We start from the raw sequence: 19,546 nt of genomic DNA, 5'->3' as shown, positions 1-19,546 counted from the left end.
CGAGCTGCGCCTCGATCCGCCCGCGCTGGTCGACTACGTGTCCACGCACGGCATCGACTTCATGGACCTCACGCCGTCCTACGCCCAGCAGTTGATCGCGGCGGGGCTGCTGCGCTCAGGGCTGCGCGCGCTGATGCTCGGCGGCGAAGCCACGAACGCGCCGTTGTGGCGGGAAGTTCGCGACTCCGAGGTCACCGGCTTCAACTACTACGGTCCCACTGAGACCACAGTGGACGCTGTGTTCGCTCCGCTGGACCCGCACTTCGAGCCGGTGATCGGCACGCCGATCCGCAACGTCCGCGCCTACGTGCTGGACTCCGCGCTGCGTCCGGTTCCACCGTGCGTGCCGGGTGAGCTGTACCTCGCCGGGCCACAGGTCGCGCGCGGCTACCTCGACCGACCCGGGCTGACCGCTTCCCGTTTCGTCGCGAATCCGTTCGAGGACGGTTCGCGGATGTACGCCACCGGAGACCGCGTCCGCTGGACCTCCTCCGGTGCCATGGAGTACCTGGGCCGCACCGACAACCAGGTCAAGGTGCGCGGCTTCCGCATCGAACTCGGCGAGATCGAGGCAGCCCTGCTCGCCCACCCCTCGGTGAGCGAGGCCGCCGTCATCGCGCGCGCCAACCGCCTCATCGCCTACACCGTCTCCACCGCGAGCGACCTGCGCGATCACCTCGCGCGGAGCCTGCCGGAGTACATGGTCCCCAGCGCGTTCGTGGCACTCGACGCCATGCCGTTGACGCCCAGCGGCAAGATCGACCGGCGGGCGTTGCCGGAGGTCGAAGCGCAGTCGGAGACCGTCTACGTCGAGCCTCGCAACGAGACAGAGCAGGTCATCGCGGACGCGTGGGCCGAAGTGCTCGGCGTGCAGCGGGTCGGCGCGGAGGACAACTTCTTCGCGCTCGGCGGTGACTCGATCTTGAGCATCCGCGTCATCTCCAAGCTCCGCGAAGCCTTCGACGTGCACCTGTCGCCGCGCGCGGTGTTCCGCAACCCCACGGTCGCCGGACTGGCCGCCGCGCTGCCGAAGACCAAGGCCGCGGCGATCCCCGTCGTCGAACGCGCATCGGATGGGCGAGCACCGCAGTCCTTCGCGCAGCAACGGTTGTGGTTCCTCGACCAGTTCGAGCCGGACAGCACGGACTACATCACGCCGACCGCTCTTCGACTGCGCGGCAAGCTCGACGTCGACGCCCTCAACGCCGCGCTCACCACGCTCGTCGCGCGGCACGAGTCACTGCGCACGGTCTTCGACGACGGCGTGCAGATCGTCCGACCGCCCTTCGAGATCAGCGTCGCGGTGCAGGACATCACCGCCGGGGAACTCGAAGCGATCCTCACCGAGGAGAACAGCACCCCGTTCGACCTGCGTCAGGGGCCGCTGATCCGCACGCGGTTGCTCCGCCTTTCGGCCGACGAGCACGTGCTTCTGGTCGTGCTGCACCACATCATCACCGACGGCTGGTCGACGGCCGTGCTCACCGACGAGCTGAGCAGCCTGTACGCGGGCCGCGACCTGCCCGAGCTGCCGTTGCAGTACGTCGACTTCACGCAGTGGCAACGCGAGCAGCTGTCCGCGCCGATGGTGGCCGACCAGCTCGACTTCTGGAAGCAGCGGCTGACCGGCGTCGAACCCCTTGACCTGCCGACTGATCACCCCCGTCCCGCCGTGCGTGGCGCGGCTGGCGCGATGTACGAGTTCGTGGTGCCCGCCGAAGTGCTCGCGCGGTTGAAGCGACTCGGCACGGCGCAGGACGGCACGCTGTTCATGACGCTGCTCGCCGCGTGCAAGGTGCTGTTCGCCCGCTACTCCGGGCAGGACGACATCGCCGTGGGCACCGTCGCCTCCGGCCGCGAGCGCGCGGAGCTGGAGCGCGTGATCGGCTTCTTCATCAACACGCTCGTTCTCCGGTCCACTGTGGACCTTTCGAGCACGTTCACCGGTTTCCTCGGCGAGGTCCGCCGCACGGTGCTGGACTCCTTCGCCCGCCAGGACGTGCCGTTCGAGCGCGTGGTCGACGCGCTCCAGCCCGACCGCGACCCGAGCCGCAACCCGCTGTTCGACGTGATGGTGCTGCTGCAGAACACCGCGAGCGAGGTCCCGGATCTCGCCGGGCTCGACGTTTCGCAGGTGCAGCTGCCGGTGGTGACGTCCACGTGTGACATCACCGTGGAGTTCCAGGAAGCCGGTCCCGTCCTGCTCGGCGCCATCGAGTACAGCACGGAGCTGTTCGACGAGCCGACGGTCGCGCGGCTCACCGAACACCTCGTCGTGCTGCTGACCGCGATCGCCGCCGACCCCGAGCGCGCGCTCTCCGCACTGCCGCTGACCACCGAGGCCGAGCGCACGCGCGTCCTCACCACGTGGAACGCCACCGCTCTCGACGTTCCCGTGTCGACCTTCCCCGCGATGTTCCAGGCGCAGGCGACGCGCACGCCAGACGCGACGGCGCTGGTGTTCGAGGAGCAGCGCTACACCTTCGCGGAGCTGGACGCGCTGACCACCCGTCTCGCGCACCAGCTCATCGCCGATGGCGCGGGTCCGGAGCAGATCGTCGCGCTGCGCCTCCCGCGCTCGGCGGACATGGTGATCGCGATCCTCGCCGTGCTCAAGGCGGGCGCGGCTTACCTGCCGATCGACCCGAAGCTTCCCGCTGAGCGCATCGACTTCATGCTCTCCGATGCCCGACCCGCACTGGTGCTGACCTCGCTCCCGTCCGCTGTGGATTCATCTGCGGAGCTGCCCGGTCCGCTTCCCGAGCACGCCGCGTACGTCATCTACACCTCCGGCTCCACCGGCACGCCGAAGGGCGTCGTCGTCGCGCACGCGGGCTTGGTGAACCTGCTCGTCAGCCACCGCAACGACTTCGTGGCCGACGCGGGGGGTTCGCGCCTGCGCGTGGCGTTGTCGGCGGTGTTCTCCTTCGACACCTCGCTCGAAGGCTTGGTGCTGCTCGCGGACGGCCACGAACTGCACGTCATCTCCGACACGGTCCGCATGGAACCGCATCTGTTCACGGAGTACGTCCAGCAGCACGAGATCGACTTCCTGGACCTCACGTCGTCGTACGCGCAGCAGCTGATTCCGGCGGGCCTGCTGTCCGGTTCGCACAAGCCGAAGGTGCTCTCGCTCGGCGGTGAGGCGGTCAGCGAACCGCTGTGGCGCGAGCTGTCCACTGTGGACACCACCGCGACGTACAACTACTACGGCCCGACCGAGGTCACCGTGGACTCCGTGTCCACGCGCCTGGCCGGTCCTCGCCCGCTGATCGGCCGACCGCTGCGCAACCTCCAGGCGTACGTGCTGGACACCTCGCTGCGCCCGGCCCCGATCGGAGTGCCCGGCGAGCTGTACCTGTCCGGCGTTCAGCTGGCGCGCGGCTACCTCAACCGCCCCGGGCTGACCGCGTCGCGCTTCGTAGCCAACCCGTTCGAGACCGGTACTCGCATGTACGCCACCGGAGACCGCGTCCGCTGGACCGGCTCCGGCGTGCTCGAATACCTCGGCCGCACCGACAACCAGGTCAAGATCCGCGGCCACCGCATCGAACTCGGCGAGATCGAGACCGCCCTCCTCGCCCACCCCTCGGTGGCCTCCGCCGCAGTGATCACCCGCGGCAACCGCCTCATCGCCTACGTGGCCCCCAACATCAACGCCTCCCTTGGTGCGTCAAAGGAGCCGTTGGGGATCGTTGTCGATGAGCTGCGCGAACGCCTTGGGGAGCGGCTGCCGGAGTACATGGTTCCGAGCGCGTTCGTGGCGCTGGACGCGATGCCGTTGACGCCGAGCGGCAAGGTTGACCGGCGGGCGCTTCCCGATGTGGAGGCGCAGTCGGACGCGGGCTTCGTCGAGCCGAAGGCCGGGGTTGAGCAGCAGCTGGCCGCGATCTGGGGCGACGTGCTCGGCGTGGAGCGGGTCGGCGCGCGGGACAACTTCTTCGCGCTCGGCGGCGACTCGATCCTGAGCATGCAGGTGGTGTCGCGGGCGCGGCAGGCGGGCTTGCGGATCACGTCGAAGGACATCTTCCTCCGGCAGACCGTGGCCGAACTCGCGGTCGGCGTCACCCCCGACGTGGTGGTGGAGCGCGTTGAAGAAGTGATCACCGGGCCGGTGCCGCTGACGCCGATCCAGCGGTGGTTCTTCGCCACCCAGGACCCGGCGAAGCACTACACGATGTCGATGCACGTCTCGCTCGACCCCGAAGTCGACGAAGACGCCCTTCGGCTCGCGCTGAATGCCGTCGCACAGCACCACGAAGCGCTTCGCAGCAGGTTCGACGGCTTGAGCCAGGACCTCGGCGAGGACTACGACGTCCTGTCCGTCAACGGGGAGGCCCACGCCGTACAGTCCACTATGGACGTCCACACAGGACGGTTGTTCCAGGCGATCCTGTTCCGCGAACCGGCGCCGCGTCTGTTCATTGCGGCGCACCACCTCGTGATCGACGGCGTGTCCTGGCGAATCCTGTTTGAGGACCTGGAAACCGCCTACTCCCAGGCATCCCAGGGCAAACCGGTGGACCTCGGCGGCAAGAGCACGAGCTTCCGCGGCTGGGCCAAGCGCCTCGCCGAGCACGTCAGCAGCGGGCACTTCGACGACGCGCTCACCTACTGGTCGACGCTGCCCGCAGCCGAGGCGGTCCCGGTCGACCACAGCGGTGGTAACACGGTCAGCTCGGCGCGCAGCGTGTCGGTCAGCTTGACCAAGGCCGAGACGGATGCGTTGCTGCACAACGTTCCTAGCGTCTACCGGACGCAGATCAACGATGTGCTGCTCAGCGCGCTCGGGCGGACCGTCGCGGACTGGACCGGCTCCGCCACCGCGCGGATCGCGCTGGAGGGGCACGGCCGCGAAGAGGTCATCGATGGTGTCGACCTCTCGCGGACTGTCGGATGGTTCACGAGCCAGTTCCCGCTCGCCCTGGACATGTCGGGCGGCGACTGGGGCACGGTGCTCAAGTCCGTCAAGGAACAGCTCCGCGCGATCCCCGACCGCGGACTCAGCTTCGAGGCGCTGCGCTACCTGCGCGGCGAGCTGGACGGGCACGACCTGCCCGAGATCTGCTTCAACTACCACGGCTCGTTCGACGTGGGCGGTGACGAGGCGAGCGGCCTGATCCGGGCTCGCCGCGAGGAGATCGGCCAGAACCAGCCCGACGACGCCGAGCGCGGGCACCTGCTCGACATCACCGGCGGCGTCGAGGACGGCGTGCTCCAGCTGGACTGGGAGTACTCCGCCGAGATCCACGACGAAGCCACGGTGCGCGGCGTCGCCGAGGCCATGACGCGGGCGCTCCGCGAGATCATCGAGCACTGCGCCCAGCCCGGAGTCGGCGGGTGCACGCCGTCGGACTTCCCGCTGGCGAAGCTCACCCAGGCGCAGGTCGACGCGATCGGCGACGCCGAGGACATCTACCCGCTCACGCCGTTGCAGGCGGGAATGCTGTTCCACACCCTGGTGGACACCGACACCACCGCCTACTTCAACCAGACCAGGATGCGGCTGTCCGGCGTCTCCGACCCGCGCCGTCTTGGCGAGGCGTGGCAGCGCGTGGTCGACCGCACCCCGATCCTGCGAACGTCCGTGGTGTGGCAGGGCGTCGATGAGCCGGTGCAGGTCGTGCACCGCGACGTGACGCTGCCGATCAGTTACTCCACTGTGGACACCGAGGCCGATCGCGACGCGGGGATGGACATGTCCGTCGCGCCGTTGATGCGGCTGACGATCGGGCGCGTCTCCGACGACGAGGTCGACCTGCTGTGGACCTCGCACCACATCCTGCTCGACGGCTGGAGCACGTCCCAGGTCTTCGGCGAGGTCATCGAGGAGTACGTCGGCAAGCCCTCCCCCGAGCCGCGGCGGCCGTTCTCCGACTACCTCCGCTGGCTCGGCGAGCAGTCCCCGGACGCCGCGACCGAGCACTGGTGCGGAGTGCTTGCGGGCTTCGAAGACCCGACGCCGCTGCCGTTCGACCGGGCGCCGGTGGACGCGCACCGCTCCGAGTCCTCCGCCTCGGTCACCCTGGACGTGCGGGCCGACAAGCTCAACGCGGTCGCGCGCTCCGGCGGGCTCACCGTGAACACTCTGGTCCAGGGCGCGTGGGCGTTGCTGCTGGCGCGCTACAGCGGCGAGCGGGACGTGGTGTTCGGCACCACGGTCTCCGGGCGCCCCGCAGAGCTTCCCGGCGTGGAGTCGATCATCGGCATGTTCATCAACACCGTGCCGACGCGGGTTCGCGTGCGGGAGGACGAGAGCACGCTGGCGTGGCTTCGGGCCTTGCAGGTGGAGCAGAGCGATTCGCGCCGGTTCGACTTCGTCTCGCTCGCCCAGTTGCAGAACATCGTCGGCGGAGCGCGGCTCTTCGACAGCATGCTGGCCTTCGAGAACTACCCGATGGGCGACGACAGCCTTGAGGGAGCTCCGAAGCTCGGCGCGGCTGAGGGCTTGGACACCACCAACTTCCCGTTGAGCGTCGCGGCCTACCTTGACGACGACAACCCCGTGCTGCGGGTCGAGCTGGCCTACGACCCGAAGCTCTTCGACGCGTCCACAATGGACACTCTCGCGGCGCGCATGGAGATCCTGCTGACCGCGATCGCGGAGAACCCGGACCGCCCGCTCGGCGAGCTGCCGTGGGTGTCGGCCGCCGACCAGGCGCGCGTGCTCGCCGACTGGAACTCCACCGCGCACGACATCGTCCCCGCGACGTTCCCGGAGCTGTTCCGCGCTCAGCTCGCGCGCACGCCGTCCGCACCTGCGGTACTCGGCGATGTCGTTCTGTCCTATGCGGACCTGAACACCCGCGCGAACCGCTTGGCGCACAGACTGATCGCGTCGGGCGCTGGCCCGGAGAAGCTGATCGCGCTCAAGCTCCCGCGCTCGGTCGACATCATCGTCGCGCAGCTCGCCGTGCTGAAGACCGGTGCGGCTTACCTGCCGATCGATCCGGACTACCCCGCCGAGCGCATCGCGTACATGCTGGAGGACTCCCGCCCGCTCGCCGTGCTGACGGATCTGCTCGACGTCTCTGATGATGAGAGCGACCCCGTGGTCGAGCTGCGGCCGTCCAACACCGCCTATGTGATCTACACATCGGGTTCGACGGGGAAGCCGAAGGGCGTCGCGGTGTCGCACGCGGGCCTGGCCAGCTTCGCCTCGGCCGAGGTTTCCCACTTCGAGGTCTCGCCAGGCGATCGTGTGCTGGAGTTCTCCTCGCCGAGCTTCGACGCGTCCGTCCTGGAGCTGTGCATGGCCCTCACCTCCGGCGCCGCGCTCGTCGTACCGCCGCCCGGCCCGCTCCTCGGCGACCAGCTCGCTTCGGTGATCAACACGCACGGCGTGACCCACGCGCTGATCCCGCCCGTCGCACTGGCCACTGTGGACAGTGAGCTGCCTTCGCTGCGCACCTTGGTCGTCGGCGGCGACGCGTGCTCGGCGGAGCTGGTCGCGCGCTGGGCCCCGGGCCGCCGCATGATCAACGCTTACGGTCCCACCGAGGCGACCGTGGTGTCGACGTGGAGCTCGCCGCTCGTTCCCGGCGCTGTTCCCGCGATCGGCGGCCCGATCCGCAACACCCGCGCTTACGTGCTGGACTCGGCTTTGCGCCCCGTCCCGCCCGGCGTCGCCGGTGAGCTGTACGTCGCCGGAGTCGGCCTCGCGCGCGGCTACCTCTCGCGGCCCGGTCTGACCTCTTCTCGCTTCGTGGCCAACCCGTTCGACGCCCCCGGCTCGCGGATGTACCGCACCGGCGACGTCGTCCGCTGGTCGGTTTCCGGAGAACTGCACTTCGTCGGCCGCGCCGACGAGCAGGTCAAGATCCGCGGCTTCCGCATCGAACTCGGCGAGATCGAAACCGCCCTCCTCACCCACCCCTCGATCACTCGCGCCGCCGTCATCGCCCGCGAGGACACCCCCGGCCTCAAACGCCTCGTCGCCTACGTGGTCGGCGACAACACGGGCCTGCGGGAGCACCTCTCCGAGCGGTTGCCGGAGCACATGGTGCCGAGCGCGTTCGTGGAGTTGGGCGAGCTGCCGATGACGGCGAACGGGAAGTTGGACCGCAAGGCCCTCCCAGCGCCGGAGTGGGCGGCGACCGATGGCGTGGCGCCGCGCACCGACGACGAGCGCACGATGGCCGGCATCTGGGCCGACGTGCTGGGCGCGTCGATCGGAGTGCACGACAACTTCTTCACGCTCGGCGGCGACTCGATTCTGAGCATCCGAGTGGCGGCTCGCGTGCGCGCGGCGTTCGGCGTGGAGATCTCGCCGCGCGAGCTGTTCACGGCTCCAACGGTCGCGGAGCTGACGGCGGCGATCACCGGGCAGAGCGCGGCGGAGGCGATCCCGGTCGTGCCCCGCGACGGTGACCTCGCGTTGTCGTTCGCGCAGCAGCGGTTGTGGTTCCTCAACGACTTCGACCCGCACAACACTGAGTACCTGACGCCGCTCGCGGTCCGCCTGCGCGGCGACCTCGACGTGGCCGCGTTGAGCCGCGCGATGTCACACCTGATCGCCAGGCACGAGTCGCTGCGCACGACCTTCGAAGCCGTTGACGGACGAGGGGTCCAGCGCGTTCACCAGGCCGCGCCGGTGAAGATTCCAGTGATCGACACGAAGGACCTCGAAGCCGCTTTGGCTGAGGAGAGCACGAAGCCGTTCGACCTCGCGACCGGACCGCTTCTGCGTGCGACGTTGTTCCGCACCGGGCCGAAGGAGCACGTGCTCGCGCTGAGCATGCACCACATCGTCACCGATGGCTGGTCCGCCGGGGTGATCATGGGCGACCTGGCCGAGCTGTACCGGTCGGAGCTGCTGGGCGTGCGAGCGGAGCTGCCGGAGCTTCCCGTGCAGTACGCCGACTTCGCCGCGTGGCAGCGGAGTCGCACCGACGTGCTGGAGACGCAGCTCGGGTACTGGAAGGACAAGCTCGACGGCGTCGCACCGTTGGAGCTGCCGACCGACCACCCGCGCCCCGCCGTGCACACCACCACGGGCGGCAACGTGGAGTTCGCCGTACCCGCGGTCGTGGCCGACAGGCTCCGCGACCTCGCGCGACGACAGGACGGCACGCTGTTCATGGCCCTCGTCGCGGCCTGCAAGGTGCTGTTCCACCGCTGGTCCGGCCAGCGCGACGTCGCTGTGGGCACGGTCGCTTCCGGCCGTGAGCGCGCCGAGCTGGAGCGGCTGGTCGGGTTCTTCGTCAACACGCTCACCCTGCGGTCCACTGTGGACTCCGAGCGGACGTTCACGGACTTCCTCGGCGACGTGAAGACGACCGTGCTCGACGCCTTCAGCAACCAGGAGGTGCCGTTCGAGCGCGTGGTCGACGCCGTGCAGCCCGACCGCGACACCAGCAGGACGCCGCTGTTCCAGGCCATGGTGGTGTTGCAGAACGTGCCGGGCCACAGCGAAGGGCTGATCGGCCTGGAGGCGGAGGACGTCGAGCTGCCGGTGACGACGGCGAGCTTCGACCTCACCGTGGAGTTCTACGAGCCCGAACTCACCGGTGTGATCAACTACAATGCCGACCTGTTCGACCACGCGACGGTCCAGCGCCTGGCCGACCAGCTCTCCGTTGTGCTGGACGGCATCGCGGCCAATCCCGACCGGCCGTTGGCGCAGCTGCCGGTGCTCACCGAGGGCGAAGAGCACCGCGTGATCACCGTTTGGAACGACACCGCGCACGAGGTTCGCGAAGCGACCTTCGCCGAGCTGGTGCAGGACCAGGTCGCCAGGACGCCGGATGCGCCCGCATTGGTCTTCGACGGTGGTTCGCTGAGCTACGCCGAGCTGAACGCGCGCGCCAACCGCGTGGCCCGCGTGCTCGTCAGCCGTGGTGCGGGGCCGGAGCGGATCGTGGCGATCGCGCTGCCGCGCTCGGTGGACATCATCGTGGCGGAGCTGGCGGTGGCCAAGACCGGCGCCGCGTTCCTGCCCGTCGACCCGGCGTACCCGGCCGAGCGCATCGATTTCATGCTCGACGACGCCAAGCCGGTGCTCGTCCTCCGCGAACTCCCCGACACGTCCACTGTGGACGATTCGAACCTGGATGTCGTGGTGCGCCCGGAGAACGCTGCCTACGTCATCTACACGTCGGGCTCGACAGGGCGCCCGAAGGGCGTTGTGGTCTCGCACAAGGGGCTCGCGAGCTTCGCGGCCGCCGAGGCCGAGCACTTCGACGTGCGTGCGGGCGATCGGGTGCTGGAGTTCTCCTCCCCCAGCTTCGACGCGTCCGTGCTGGAGCTGTGCATGGCGTTGCCGACGGGTGCCGCGCTCGTCGTACCGCCGCCCGGCCCGCTGCTCGGCGACCAGCTCGCCGAGGTGATCAACACGCACGGCGTCAGCCACGCGCTGATCCCGCCGGTCGCACTGGCCACTGTGGACGATGAGCTGCCGTCCTTGCGCACCTTGGTCGTCGGCGGCGACGCGTGCTCGGCGGAGCTGACCGCGAAGTGGGCAACCGGACGTCGGATGATCAACGCGTACGGTCCGACCGAGTCCACGGTGGTCACCACGTGGAGCCAGCCGCTGATTCCCGGAGCGCACCCGCCCATCGGTGGCCCGATCCCCAACACCCGGGTGTACGTGCTCGACGCGGCACTCAGTCCCGTGCCGATCGGCGTCCCCGGTGAGCTGTACGTCGCCGGAGCCGGCCTCGCCCGCGGCTACCTCGACCGCCCCGGCCTCACCGCCGAGCGCTTCATCGCCAACCCCTTCGAGGGCGCGGGCTCGCGGATGTACCGCACCGGCGACGTCGTCCGCTGGACCTCCACCGGCGAACTGCACTTCGTCGGCCGAGCGGACGAACAGGTCAAGATCCGCGGCTTCCGCATCGAGCTCGGCGAGATCGAAACCGCCCTCCTCGCCCACGGCGCGGTCACCCAGGCCGCCGTCATCGCCGTGGGCAACCGCCTCGTCGCGTACGTGGTCGGCGACAACACGGGCTTGCGGGACCACCTCGCGGAGCGGCTGCCGGAGTACATGGTGCCGAGCGCGTTCGTGGTGGTGGACGAGCTGCCGATGACCTCGAACGGCAAGCTCGACCGCAAGGCGCTGCCGGAGCCGGACTTCAGCGCCGCGCAGGCGGAGTACGTCGCGCCGAGCACTCCGGTCGAGCAGGCGCTGGCCGAGATCTGGGCCGACGTGCTCGGCCTGGAGCGGGTCGGCGTGACGGACAACTTCTTCAGCCTGGGCGGCGACTCGATCCTGAGCATCCAGGTCTCCTCGCGGGCCAGGCAAGCCGGACTGCGGCTGGCCACCAAGGAGCTGTTCCTGCACCAGACGATCAGCGCGCTCGCGCCGCACGTCACGACCGCACAGGACGACGCCGACCGCGCGGCCGTGGTGGGCGAGGTCCCGCTGACGCCGATCCAGCACTGGTTCTTCAGCGAAGAGCGGGTGAACCCGCACCACTTCAACCAGTCCCACTTCGTGGAGCTGGCGGAGCGGCCCGACGTGGACGCGCTGCGCCGAGCCCTGAACGCCTTGCTGGAGCAGCACGACGCGCTGCGCATGCGCTTCGAGCAGCGCGACGGCCAGTGGCACCAGCACAACGCGGACGTGAGCGAGGTCGACGTCCTCACACTGTCCACAGAGGACGATCTGGAGGTGGTCGCCGACGAGGTGCACGCGAGCTTCGACCTGGGCACCGGGCCGCTGTTCAAGGCGGTGCTGTTCAACCACGAGAAGCTCTTCCTCGTCGCACACCACCTCGTCGTGGACGGCGTGTCGTGGCGAATCCTGCTCGACGACCTCGACCGCGCCTACCAGCAGGTGGTGCGTGGCGAGAAGATCGACCTGGGCGGCAAGACCACGTCGTTCCGCGACTGGTCGAAGCGGCTCTCGGAGTACGTCGCGGAGGGCGGCCTCGACCACGAGCGCGACTACTGGGCCTCCGCGACGGCAACCGCCGACCTTCCCGTACGAAAGGGCGAGGCGGGCTCGGTCCCGGTGCTGCTCAGCGCCGAGGACACCGAGGCCCTGCTGCGCGGAGCACCCACCGCCTACCGCACGCGCATCAACGACGTGCTGCTCGCGGCGCTGGCGTGGGCGCTGTCGCGGTGGACCGGCGAGGACCGAGTTTCCGTTGCGCTGGAAGGACACGGGCGCGAGGACGTGCTGGACGGCGTCGACCTGAGCAGCACGGTCGGCTGGTTCACCACGATGTACCCGGTCGCGTTGACCGTGCCCGACGGAGGCTGGCGCGAGCTGGTCAAGTCGGTCCGCAAGCAGCTGCGCAAGGTGCCGGGCAACGGCTTCGGCTACGGCGCGCTGCGCCACCTGGGCGGCCTGCCCGAAGGCGGCCCGGCGCCGCGGATCTCCTTCAACTACCTGGGCCAGTTCGATTCCAAGGCCCAGGACACCGAGCACAGCCTCTACCGCACGGCGCTGCTGTCGATCGGCGCCGACCAGGACTCGCGCGACAGCGCGGGCCACCTGGTCGACGTGGTCGGCGAGGTGACCGACGGGGTGCTCGGTTTCTCCTGGTACTGCCACGACGTGGAGTCCGTCTCCCGGGTGGCCGCCGACTTCGAGGCCGCGCTGCGCGGTATCGCCGAGGACTGCCGATGACCACGACCGTTCCCCTGTCCCGCAACAGGAACTACACGATCCTGTGGACCAGCCAGGCGCTGGCCGAGGTCGGCTTCAGCGCGACCTCGTTCGCGTTCCCGCTGCTCGCGCTGCTGATCACCGGCTCACCGGTGGTGGCGGGCGCGGTCGTCGCGGTGGAGTCGCTCGGCCAGGTGCTGGTCGGGCTGCCCGCCGGGGCGCTGGTCGACCGGTGGGATCGCAAGAAGGTCATGGTGTGGTGCGAGGCGGCGCAGGCGGTCTCGCTCGGCAGCCTGGTCGCGGTCCTGTTCTGGGGCACCGTGACCGTGCCGCACCTCGTGGTCGTCGCGGCGGTGATGGGCATCTGCCGCGCGCTGTTCGAGCCCGCCGAGGACGCGTGCTTGCCGAACCTCGTCGCGGAGAGCCAGCTGTCCACGGCGATCGGGCTCAACGCGGCGCGCAGCGCGCTCGGGGACTCCGGCGGCAAGGCGCTCGGCGGCGTGCTCTACGGCCTGAACAGGGCTTTCCCGTTCCTGCTCGACATGATCACGCACATCATCGGGTTCTTCGCGCTGCTGTTCCTGCGCGTCCCGCCGCGCGAGCGCGTCAAGCCGGAGAACCCGCACCTCGGCCGCGAGATCGCCGAGGGGCTGCGGTGGGTGTGGCAGCGCAAGGAGATCCGCGTGACCACCATCTGCGCGGCCGTGCTGAACATGTTCTTCGCGGGCTTCTACCTGGTGGTCCTGGTGCTGGCGAACGGGCGCGGCATCCCCGAGGCGGAGCTGGGGTTCATGGCCGCGATGCTCGGCGTCGGCGGCATCGTGGGCTCGCTGCTCGCGCCCACGCTGTGCGAGCGGCTGAGCCCCTACCTGTCGATCGTCGGCGTGTTCTGGGGCGTGACGCTGCTGACCCCGCTGACCCTGCTGTTCGACAACGGCTACCTCATCGGTGTCCTCTTCGGACTGATGGCCCTGCTCGCGCCGACCGCGAACACCACGATCAGCACGCACCAGATGCTGATCACCCCGGACGAGCTGCGCGGCAGGCTGGGCAGCGTGCTGACGCTCGTGGTCGGCGCCGCGTTCGGCATCGGCTCGCTCGCCGGTGGTCAGCTCGCCGCGTCACTCCCGCCCACCGCGGCCGTGCTCACCTGCACGGGCGGGATCGCGGCGGTCACGCTCCTGGTGACGCTGAACCCGACTCTGCGTCGCTATCCCGCGAACCATCCCGAACAGCCTTGAGGTCGTCGCAGAGCAGCGTGGACTCCTCGACGGCGCCCGTGCGGTAGGCGGCGCGCCCGAGGAACTGCGAGAGCACCGGCGCGGTCAGCACCTGGAACAGCGCGACCAGCGCCAGTCCGACCGCGTACGACGGCGGCAGCTGCAACGCCGTGCCGGAGAGGATCAGCAGTAAACCGAGCGTCTGCGGCTTGGTCGCGGCCTGAAGGCGGCTCGGCACGTCCGGCAGGCGCAGCATGCCCAGCGCGCCGAGCACGCAGAACAACGCTCCGCCGAGCAGGAGGACGGAGGAGAGCACGTTGGTCACCGGTGGTCCTTCCTGTCCTCGATGAGCCGGACCGCGCCGATCGAGCCGAGGAAGCCCAGCAGGGTGATCGCCAGCAGCAGCGCGATGTTCATCGCCCGGCCGGACTCCGCCATCTCCACGGCGATCCCGCAGGCGATGAGCACCACCAGCACGTCGACGGCGAGGATGCGGTCCAGCGTCCTCGGCCCGCGCGCGAGCCGGACCAGCGTCAGCACCCCGGCCAGCACCAGCAGCCCGAAGGTGATCGTGAAGACAGTGCTCATGCCGGTTCTCCAAACGCCTTGATCACCCGGCGTTGCAGGCCGAGCACGTCCTCCCGCGCGCGATCCACTTCCGCGTCCGAGCGCACTCCGAGCGCGTACACGTAGAAGATCCGCTCGCGCCGGTCCAGCTGGAGCACGAACTTGCCCGGCCCCAGCGACAGCAGGTTCGCGGCCGTGGCGATCACGTAGTCCTCGTCGGAGAGCACCGGGACCGCGATCACCGCCGCGCGCACCTTCCGCCCGTAGCGCAGCGCCTCCCAGGCGACCCTGATCCCCGAGGTCACCAGGTCGGCCAGCAGGAACAGGCCGAGCCCGAACAGGCGGTGCGGGCGCCGCAGCACCCGCGAGCGCACCGCCGGCAGCGGGTAGAGCAGCAGCACGCCCGCGGCCACCACTCCGCCGAGCAGCACCAGACCGAGGTCCGCCGAGCCCCAGAGCATCAGCCACACCACCACGAGCCACACGAACGTCGAGATCATCGGGCGGCCCCCAGAACGGCTTCGCGGTAGGACTTCCCGTCGATCAGGTCGTTCGCCGCGCGCCCGCTGATCCCCGCCAGCGGCCCGGCGAACACCGCGATCGCCACGCCCGTCGCGACCAGCGCGGCGGTCGCCGACACCATGCCGCGCGAGGTGTTCCCGGTGCCCACGGTGACCTCGTCGGTCGGATCGGGGTCCTCGTAGGGCGGTTGGGTCTTGCCCCAGAACGCGCCGACCCAGATCTTCGTCACCGCGTACAGGCTGAGCAGGCTCGTCAGCACCGCGCCCCCAGTCACCAGGTAGGCGGTGAGCGTGGCCGACTCCGCGCCCGCGCGCAGCAGGGCGATCTTCGCGACGAAGCCGGAGAACGGCGGCACCCCGGCCAGGCTCAGCGCCGGGATGGCGAAGAGCACGGCCACCAGCGGGTAGGCCGTGGCCACCCCGGACATCGCGCGCAGCGACACCGTCCCGGTGTGCCGGGTGATCAGACCGCCGACGAGGAACAGCGACGCCTGCACGGTGATGTGGTGCACCACGTAGAGGATCACGCCGGTCAGCCCGATCTCGGTGTAGAGCGCGAGCCCGAACAGCATGTAGCCGATGTGGCTGACCAGCAGGAAGGACATCATCCGGTTGATGTCGTTCTGCGCCAACGCCCCCAGCGCTCCGACGATCATCGTCAGCAGCGCGGTCACCAGCAGCAGCGTCCAGATCGCCTCGCTGGTGAAGATCAGCGTCTGGGTCCGGATCAGCGCGTACACGCCGACCTTGGTCAGCAGGCCGGCGAAGACGGCGGTGACCGGCGCGGGCGCGGTGGGATAGCTGTCCGGCAACCAGAAGTGCAGTGGCACCAACGCGGCCTTGATGCCGAACACCACCACGGTGAACAGGCCGAGGCTGGTCCGGATGCCCGGGGGCAGCTGCGCGACCTTGTCCGCGAGGTCGGCCAGGTTCACCGTCCCGGTGGCCGCGTACACCAGCGCGATCATCGTGATGAACAGCAGCGAGGACGTGAGGCTGACGATCACGTAGGTCATGCCCGCGCGCACGCGCTGCGCCGTGGTGCGCCTGGTGATCAGCACGTAGGACGCGGACAGCATGATCTCGAAGCCGACGAACAGCGTGAACAGGTCGCCGGTGACGTAGCAGAGCGCGACGCCCGCGCACAGCACGAGGTACATCGAGTGGAAGGTGTTCGACGCCGTGCCCCGGCCGTAGTCGGTGATCCGCTGGCCGATCGAGAACACCAGCACGGCCAGCGTCACCACGGCCGAGACCAGCAGCAGCAACGCCGAGAGCCGGTCGGCGACCAGGGTGATCCCGATCGGCGGGCTGTAGCCGCCCATCCGCAGCACCACCGGGCCCGCGCGGTCGACGTGCGCGAGCAGCACCGACGCGTCGACCACGATCGCCGACAGCACGATCACGCCCAGCACCCGCTGCACGCGCGGGAAGGTGTTGAACGCCAACGACAACGCGGCGGCGAGCAGGGGCAGCAGGACGGGCAGCGCGACCAGGATGCTCACGGCGCCGCCTCCTGCACGAGGTCGTTGCGCTCGGCGGTGGTGCCGACGCGGCGGTCCTCGACGTCGTCCTGCACCTCGTCGTGGCCGAGCAGCACGAAGGAGCGGAAGGCCAGCGCCAGCAGGAAGGTGGTCAGCGCGAAGGTGATCACGATCGCGGTCAGCGCCATCGCCTGCGGCAGCGGGTCGACCATGGCCTCCGGCGCGGAGAGCCCGGCGAACGGCGGCACTCCGGGCGGCCCGCCCGCGACCTGGAGGAACAGGTTGGCGCCGTGGCCGAGGATGACGATGCCCAGGATCACCCGCATCAGCGAGCGCTGCATCAGCAGGTAGAAGCCGACCGAGTACAGCCCGGCCAGCAGGACGGCCATGGTGATGGTGATCGTCACTGGTCCTCCTCCAGGCTCACGCCGAGCGTGCCGAGCAGGTCGACCACGACGCCCACGATCAGCAGGTACACGCCGACGTCCAGGAACAGGCTGGTGGCGAGCTTGACCGGGCCGAGCTGCCACACGTCGGTGGTGAGCACCGGCAGCCCGAACAGCGTCGGCACCAGCGCGGTGATCACGGCGATGCTCAGCCCGGTGCCGATCACCACCGGCGGGCGCACGCGGACCACCGCGCTCAGCTCGACCTTGCCGCCCGCCAGGTAGCGCAGCACGAACGCCAGCCCGGCCACGAGCCCGCCGGTGAAGCCGCCGCCGCTGTTGTTGTGCCCGGCGAAGAGCAGGTACACCGACAGCACGAGCACCGTCGGGAAGACGATCCGCGCGCACACCTCCAGCAGCAGCGAACGCGGCCAGCCGTTGCAGTCCTGTTCGGTGAGCAGCCACCGCTCGCGCGGGGCGTCCCACTCCCACCACGGTCCCCTGTCGCTCACCGCTCCGCCTTCCGCCTGGCCCGGTGCGAGGCCAGGATCAGGCTCGCCGCCCCGGTCGCCGCGACCGCGAGCACGGCGATCTCGCCGACCGTGTCGAAAGCGCGGAAGTCCACGATGATCGCGTTCACCACGTTGCTCGCGCCCGCGTCCTCCTGCGCGCGCTGGATGTACTCCACGCTCGCTTCGGGCAGGCCGTCCCGGTTGGCGGAGAACAGCACCGCCAGCACCGCGACGAAGGTCCCGGCGACGCACGCCACGACGGCCTTCACCCACCTGCCCTCGCTGAGCGGGCGCCGGTCCTCGCTGAACCTCGGCGGCATCCGGCGGAGCACGAACACGAACACCACCAACGTCAGCGACTCCACCAGGAACTGCGCGAGCGCGAGGTCCGGCCCGCCGTCCACCAGGAACAGCGCACCGATGCCGTAGCCGATCACGCCCGTCACCAGCACGGCGGTCAGCCTGCGCCGCGCCAGCACCACGAGCCCGGCCGCGACGAGCACCGCGATCGCCAGCGGCACCTGCATCCACGAGTCGAACCACTGCATGCGCGGCAGCGGAGCCAGTCCCGCCAGCAGTCCCGCGCCCGGCACCACCACCGCGACCACGAGGATCACGCCGAGGTACACCGGCACCGAACCGGCCTGCAACCGCCCGGTGACCCCGCGCGCCAGGCCGTCCAGCGCCATCACCACGCGGTCGTAGCCGGTCTGCGCGTGCACCGCCTCCGGCAGCCACTCGGAGCGCCCGGTGGCGAAGCGGTACACCAGCCAACCGCCGCCGAGCACCACCGCGGACAGCAGCAGCGGCAGCGTGAAACCGTGCCACAGAGCCAATCCATAGGGTTCGGCGACGGGGTAGGCCGAGGCGTAGCCCGCGATCACCGGCTCCACGATCCCCGGCGCGAAGGCGAGCACGAGCCCGGCCAGCGCGGGGATCGCCACCGGAGCGGCCAGCCCGGCGCCCGGCCGCACACTGTCCACAAGGGACACTCCGGGTTTCGTGCCGAACGCCCCGATGAGGAACCTCAGGCTGTAGGCGACGGTCAACGCCGAGCCGAGCACCAGGACGACGAGCACGACCGGTTCCGCTTGGAGCGCTTCGAAGGCGGCTTCCTTGCCGACGAAGCCCAGCAGCGGCGGCGCTCCGGCCATCGACGCCGCCGCGAGCACGACGAAGCCGGTGAAGACCGGCCACCGCCCGCCCAGCCCGGACAGCTCGCGGATGTCCCTGGTCCCGGCGAGCTTGTCGATCACGCCGACCGCGAGGAACAACGCGGACTTGAACAGCCCGTGCGCCAGCACCATCGTCGCGCCCGCGACGGCCGCGACGTGCTCGCCGACGCCCAGCAGCACGATCAGGAAACCGAGCTGGCTGACCGTGCCGAAGGCCAGCAGCTTCTTCAGGTCGTGCTCGCGCAGCGCCCTGATCCCGCCGAGCACCATCGTCCACAAACCCAGTACCACCAACGGAATCCACCACGCGGGCAGCTCCGCGAACCCGGGCGCGAACCGGGCGACGAGGTACACGCCGGCCTTCACCATGGCCGCGGCGTGCAGGTACGCGCTGACCGGCGTCGGCGCCACCATCGCGGCGGGCAGCCACGGGTGGAACGGCACCTGGGCGGACTTCGTCAGCGCTCCGACGAGCAGCAGCACCACGGCGACCTCGACCACCGCGCCGGAGGGCGGGTAGGCCACGATCGCGGAGATCCGGAACGTGCCCGCCGCCGTGCCGAGCAGGATCAGCCCGAGCAGCATCGTCAGCCCGCCGAAGCCGGTGACCAGCAGCGCCTGCGTGGCCGAGCGGCGCGCCGCCTTGGTCAGCCCCGCGCCGCCGACCAGCAGGAACGAGCAGATGGTGGTGAACTCCCAGAACACGTACAGGGAGAACACGTCGTCAGCGGTGACCAGGCCGAGCATCGATCCGGCGAAGATCACCAGCAGCGTAGAGCTACGGGCAATGCCTGCTGTGTCCATGCTCGACCCCGCAAGCGGGTCTTCGGGAGACGTGTAGGCGGCGTAATAGAGGAACACCAGCGCGCCGACCCCGGACACGAGGACGATCATCAGCAGCGAGAGCGGGTCGAGCCGCAGCGTCAGGTCGAGCCCGATCGTCGGCGCCCAGGTCAGCGTCTCCGTCGGCGGCGATCCATTGAGGACGGTCGCCGACCACGACAGCGCCGTCACGAGCGCGGCGGCCGGCGGAAGGGCGGCGAGGACGAACGCGGCCTTCCCCCAGCGCGCGGCGACGGCGGGAAGCAGTGCGGCTACGAGAAAATGGACGGCGATCAGGACTAGCAC

Annotated in this window: 9 protein-coding genes (1 of these 9 cut by a window edge); 2 read left to right on the top strand and 7 right to left on the bottom strand. The window is 69.9% G+C overall.

The window, feature by feature from the left end:
* Together CCN37_RS10895 and CCN37_RS10890 are read left to right on the top strand one after the other, a co-directional pair.
* Nucleotides 1-12,574: the 3' portion of a non-ribosomal peptide synthase/polyketide synthase gene (locus CCN37_RS10895; RefSeq protein WP_168200618.1), read on the top strand. Its footprint begins 6,365 nt before the window's first position; 12,574 of the gene's 18,939 nt are visible here — the last part of the coding sequence; the start codon falls outside the window, past its left edge; the stop codon is at nucleotides 12,572-12,574.
* Nucleotides 12,571-13,794 (top strand): MFS transporter, encoded by a 1,224-nt coding sequence (locus CCN37_RS10890; RefSeq protein WP_086820607.1) that lies wholly within the window; start codon nucleotides 12,571-12,573, stop codon nucleotides 13,792-13,794. The genes CCN37_RS10895 and CCN37_RS10890 overlap by 4 nt, the downstream gene beginning before the upstream one ends.
* Here the strand turns inward: CCN37_RS10890 and mnhG are convergent.
* Genes mnhG through mbhE form a run of 7 tightly spaced genes read right to left on the bottom strand, consistent with a single transcriptional unit; the run spans nucleotide 13,727 to nucleotide 19,546 of the window.
* On the bottom strand, nucleotides 13,727-14,098 hold the full coding sequence (gene mnhG / locus CCN37_RS10885) for a monovalent cation/H(+) antiporter subunit G (RefSeq protein WP_086820606.1): 372 nt from the start codon (nucleotides 14,096-14,098) through the stop codon (nucleotides 13,727-13,729). The two genes, CCN37_RS10890 and mnhG, sit on opposite strands and share 68 nt — an antisense overlap.
* Entirely contained in the window at nucleotides 14,095-14,361 is a 267-nt protein-coding gene (locus tag CCN37_RS10880) for a monovalent cation/H+ antiporter complex subunit F (protein ID WP_086820605.1), read from the bottom strand. Before CCN37_RS10880 ends, mnhG begins: the two co-directional genes overlap by 4 nt.
* On the bottom strand, nucleotides 14,358-14,840 hold the full coding sequence (locus CCN37_RS10875; RefSeq protein WP_086820604.1) for a Na+/H+ antiporter subunit E: 483 nt from the start codon (nucleotides 14,838-14,840) through the stop codon (nucleotides 14,358-14,360). Before CCN37_RS10875 ends, CCN37_RS10880 begins: the two co-directional genes overlap by 4 nt.
* A complete protein-coding gene (locus tag CCN37_RS10870) occupies nucleotides 14,837-16,366 on the bottom strand; it encodes a Na+/H+ antiporter subunit D (protein WP_086820603.1) in 1,530 nt (509 codons plus the stop codon). Before CCN37_RS10870 ends, CCN37_RS10875 begins: the two co-directional genes overlap by 4 nt.
* A complete protein-coding gene (locus tag CCN37_RS10865) occupies nucleotides 16,363-16,752 on the bottom strand; it encodes a Na(+)/H(+) antiporter subunit C (RefSeq protein ID WP_086820602.1) in 390 nt (129 codons plus the stop codon). Before CCN37_RS10865 ends, CCN37_RS10870 begins: the two co-directional genes overlap by 4 nt.
* Nucleotides 16,749-17,243, bottom strand: a complete 495-nt coding sequence (locus CCN37_RS10860; protein ID WP_086820601.1) for an MnhB domain-containing protein — start codon at nucleotides 17,241-17,243, stop codon at nucleotides 16,749-16,751. Before CCN37_RS10860 ends, CCN37_RS10865 begins: the two co-directional genes overlap by 4 nt.
* Nucleotides 17,240-19,546 carry a hydrogen gas-evolving membrane-bound hydrogenase subunit E gene (gene mbhE / locus CCN37_RS10855; protein WP_086820600.1) on the bottom strand — a complete coding sequence of 769 codons (2,307 nt, stop codon included), beginning with the start codon at nucleotides 19,544-19,546 and terminating at the stop codon, nucleotides 17,240-17,242. Before mbhE ends, CCN37_RS10860 begins: the two co-directional genes overlap by 4 nt.

This window comes from Allokutzneria sp. NRRL B-24872, assembly GCF_002155965.1.
Lineage (GTDB): Bacteria > Actinomycetota > Actinomycetes > Mycobacteriales > Pseudonocardiaceae > Allokutzneria.
This window is presented reverse-complemented; position numbering and strand designations above follow the sequence as displayed.